Annotated in this window: 2 protein-coding genes and 1 pseudogene; all 3 read right to left on the bottom strand. The window is 30.6% G+C overall.

Going from position 1 to position 4,323, the window contains the following annotated elements:
* Window positions 1–344: 344 nt before the first annotated feature.
* Window positions 345–564, bottom strand: a pseudogene (locus CQ058_RS33010) (hypothetical protein); the annotation flags it as partial.
* A gap of 545 nt (window positions 565–1,109) precedes the next feature.
* Window positions 1,110–1,481: a hypothetical protein gene (locus tag CQ058_RS30205; RefSeq protein ID WP_002187896.1), complete on the bottom strand. Its 372-nt coding sequence runs from the start codon at window positions 1,479–1,481 to the stop codon at window positions 1,110–1,112.
* Window position 1,482: 1 nt separating this feature from the next.
* The gene (locus tag CQ058_RS30200; RefSeq protein WP_105590211.1) at window positions 1,483–2,304 is read right to left on the bottom strand and encodes a ParA family protein; all 822 of its coding nucleotides are present in this window, start codon (window positions 2,302–2,304) and stop codon (window positions 1,483–1,485) included.
* Between the last annotated feature and the right edge of the window lie 2,019 nt (window positions 2,305–4,323).

Below are 4,323 nucleotides of genomic sequence, written 5' to 3'. Positions count from 1 at the left end.
CTCTTTACTTAGGAATCCCCCTCTTCTAAACGAAGTGAAAGTGGGGGGAGTTCAACAAGGTTATTAGTATCAATTTGAACAAACATTATTTCGAAGCTACATTTGAAGAAATAAAAAGAATGACGCTACTAGCTCAAAAGTAATGGTGTGTTAATGTAGCCAAGTACAAAGAAGATATTAAATAGTTAGCTTAAGTGATAAAGTGATTGATGAGGGAATATCATAAGGGAATTGCGGTGATGAGAGGGAAGAGAAAGTCGTGGAAGAAGTTCTGGTGATGATATTATTTTAACTGCAAAAATACAGAAATATCCCTATTTCTACGTAGGGATATTTCTATATTTCTAAATCTCTGTTAATAATTTAAATTTCCTTTTCTGTTCGGGAGTTAATTGATTTTCTACATAATAATGTATAAGTAAATCTATTATTTCATGAGCATATTTCTTAATAGTGAGCTTCATTAGTGTTCCAAGCTCTTCATGAGTCATGAGATTGGCTAGAAGTTTAAAAACCGCCCTATTGGTTTTTAAATTTCATACATTCACTTGTCTTTACTCGTTTTCAGGTGAAGAAACAGGAGTATCTTAGCTATTTTCGATAAAAAAATCAGGGATATATAGAAATAGGGATATTTCTATACTGCGGGAGAGGAGCACAGGGATGATATGTGATACACGTAATAGAGCTATAAAATTAACGGATAATGCTTAAATCATTGATGTCAAAAACGATAGACTACAATGAAAATGAAACTAAAATGATATTCCTGATCTGGAAGAGATAAAAGCGTTGCAATTAGCTATTCAAGTAATTGATAATTTTTCTAATAAATAACTTATCTAATTAAATAGAGTAACTGGTACTTTAGTTCAACATGAATTAAACAACTTTAAAGAGCCTTACTATAAAAAAATATAGCAAGGCTCTTATATTTTTTTATCAAAATTAAATAACTTTACTATCAATTTACATAAGGAATATCATGAGGATGTTGCAGTGGAGAGAGAGAAGAAAAGGTTGTGGAGGAAGTTCTGGTGATGATATGTATTAAAATTGAAAAAAATATAGAAATATCCCTATTTCCATGTAGGGATATTTCTATATTTCTAAATCTCTGTTAATAATTTAAATTTCCTTTTCTGTTCGGGAGTTAATTGATTTTCTACATAATGATGTATAAGTAAATCTATTATTTCATGAGCATATTTCGTATTAGTAAGTTTCATTAGTGCTCCAAGCTCTTCCTTAGATTGACTAGAAATTTTAATACTACCTTGTTGGTTTTTAAATTTCTTTTTCTCTGGTGTTTGCTCCTTCTTTTGTTCCTGTTGATTTACTTGTTCTTGTTCATTTTTAGGTGGAAAAGTAGGAGTATCTTCGCCACTTTTGGTTACAACTGAATCCTCGTTTGGGATATAAGGCTCTGTTGGGTCAAAATTGCTCTTTTTTCTGCCTAATAATCCAGGAGTTCTTGCCATGTTATACACCAACCTTCATACTTTCAAAAACATTGATACGAGATAATAATTCATCACTAATTTTTTCGTATAGTTCTATTACATTTAAATCATGTCTATCATTTTCAGTAATACCGTTAACATCAAACCTTTTAATACGTTCCATCTGTGGAACGATATTTTTAAATAGGTTTTCTTCACCAAAAATTTCACGAGCATTTTCCATAATGTATTCATCCACTTTACCATTATTTTTTAATAGCACTGGAAGAATACCTACAACTTCAATATCAAGATTATATTGCTCTTTTAATTTTATTAGTTGGTTAATGTAGTTTTCTGCACCTGTAAGAGAACGTTCTTGTGTTTGTAGAGTTATAAGAACATAATCAGAAGCTACAACTGCATTTTTTGTAACTTCAATCGACATAGGTGGAACATCGATAAATATGTAATCGTATTTATGTTTTATTTTCTCAAGCAATTCCTTAAAGTAGAAATCTTCCTCTTCTTCCGAAGAACACGATTTATATAGAAATTTTGCGAAATCTTGAAAATCAACATAAGAAGGAATTAAATGTAAATTTTCCATTATTTCAACTTCTAATCCATTTAAATTCCCCTCTTGAATTCCTTTCATCAATGTTTTAGTTAAAGCTACCTTTTCGTCAGGATTAAGGATAGATTTTGTTAACATAAGAGATTTTGTTGCATTACTCTGTGGATCAAGGTCAACGAGTAAAGTTCTTTTTCCCTTTTTTGCGAATTCATAAGAGTTTAATACAGCATTAGTGGTTTTACCAACGCCGCCTTTGTAATTCCCAACAGTAATTGTAATAGCCATTTATACCACTCCATTTATTTTCTGGAAGATTTCCCTATTTCTATATTTTAGTGAAAAGATTAGAAATATAGGGAAATATCTAATTATAGAAATAGGGATATTTCTATGTTATAAAGAAAATTATAGCAGTGATATGTGGTACATGCAATAGAATCTGTCATTTATACCACTCCATTCATTTTTTGAAAAAGTCCTTATATCCCCATATCCCATGCTCATCAAGCTAAGAAAAGCAAATATCCCAAAGCGAGAGAATTGGTATTACCAGATGAGCTGTATAAAATTTTTGTTTTGGGGGCTTTTTAAAAAAGAAACATTCATTCCTATAATTGATGTTGCATAAGTGTAACTTGATGGCAGAGGTATAGAAATAGGGATATTTCTATATTGAAAGGAGGATTATAGTTATGATATGTGATACATACAATGGGATCAGTAGTTTTCAAGAGCTCCCCCCTATATCATCATTTCTATAATCAAAGTAGAGACGTAGGGATATTTCTATATTTGGAGAGGGATTATAATGGTGATATGTGGTACATACAATAGAATCAGTAATTTGTTCAAAAGCTCCCCCTATGCCTCCATTTCTGATAACTAAAGTAGAAATATAGGGAAATATCCAATTATAGAAATAGGGATATATCTATATTACGCGGGGGATTATAATAGTGATATGTGGTACATATAATAGAATCAGTAATTTGTTGAAAGACTCCCCCTATACCACCATTTTTAATAATAAAAGTAAAGATATAGGGAAATATCTAATTATAGAAATAGGGATATTACTATAATAAAAGGAAGATTATAATAGTGATATGTGGTACATACAATAGAATCAGTAATTTTTCAAAGGCTCCCCTTATACCATCATTTCTAATAATAAAAGTGGATGTATAGGGAAATATCTAATTATAGAAATAGGGATATTACTATAATAAAAGGAATATTATAGTAGTGATGAGTGGTACATACAATGGAATCAGTAATTTTCAAGAGCTCCCCCCTATATCATCATTTCTATAATCAAAGTAGAGACGTAGGGAAATATCTATATTATGAGAGAGATTATAATAGTGATGTGCAGTACATACAATAGAATCAGTAATTTTTCAGATGTGCCCTCTATACCACCCTTTCAAATAATAAAAGCCGAAGAATAGGGGGATATCCAATTATAGAAATAGGGATATATCTATATTATGAGAGGGATTATAATAGCGATGTGCAGTACATACAATAGAATCAGTAATTTTTGAGAGACACCCCCTATACCAGCCTTTCAAATAATAAAAGCAGGAGAATAGGGAAATATCCAATTATAGAATAGGGATATATCTATATTATAATAGTGATGTGCAGTACATACAATAAATTTAGTAATTTTTGAGAGACACCCCCTATACCAGCCTTTCAAATAATAAAAGCAGGAGAATAGGGAAATATCCAATTATAGAAATAGGGATATATCTATATTACGAGAGAGTATAATAGTGATGTGCAGTACATACAATAGAATCAGTAATTTTTGAGAGACACCCCCTATACCAGCCTTTCAAATAATAAAAGCAGGAGAATAGGGAAATATCCAATTATAGAATAGGGATATATCTATATTATAATAGTGATGTGCAGTACATACAATAAATTTAGTAATTTTTGAGAGACACCCCCTATACCAGCCTTTCAAATAATAAAAGCAGGAGAATAGGGAAATATCCAATTATAGAATAGGGATATATCTATATTATAATAGTGATGTGCAGTACATACAATAAATTTAGTAATTTTTGAGAGACACCCCCTATACCAGCCTTTCAAATAATAAAAGCAGGAGAATAGGGAAATATCCAATTATAGAATAGGGATATATCTATATTATAATAGTGATGTGCAGTACATACAATAAATTTAGTAATTTTTGAGAGACACCCCCTATACCAGCCTTTCAAATAATAAAAGCAGGAGAATAGGGAAATATCCAATTATAGAAATAGGGATATATCTATATTACGA

It is taken from the genome of Bacillus sp. MYb56, assembly GCF_002976445.1.
Lineage (GTDB): Bacteria > Bacillota > Bacilli > Bacillales > Bacillaceae_G > Bacillus_A > Bacillus_A mycoides.
Note: the sequence above shows the minus strand (reverse complement) of the source record. Positions and strands in the feature narration are given on the sequence as shown.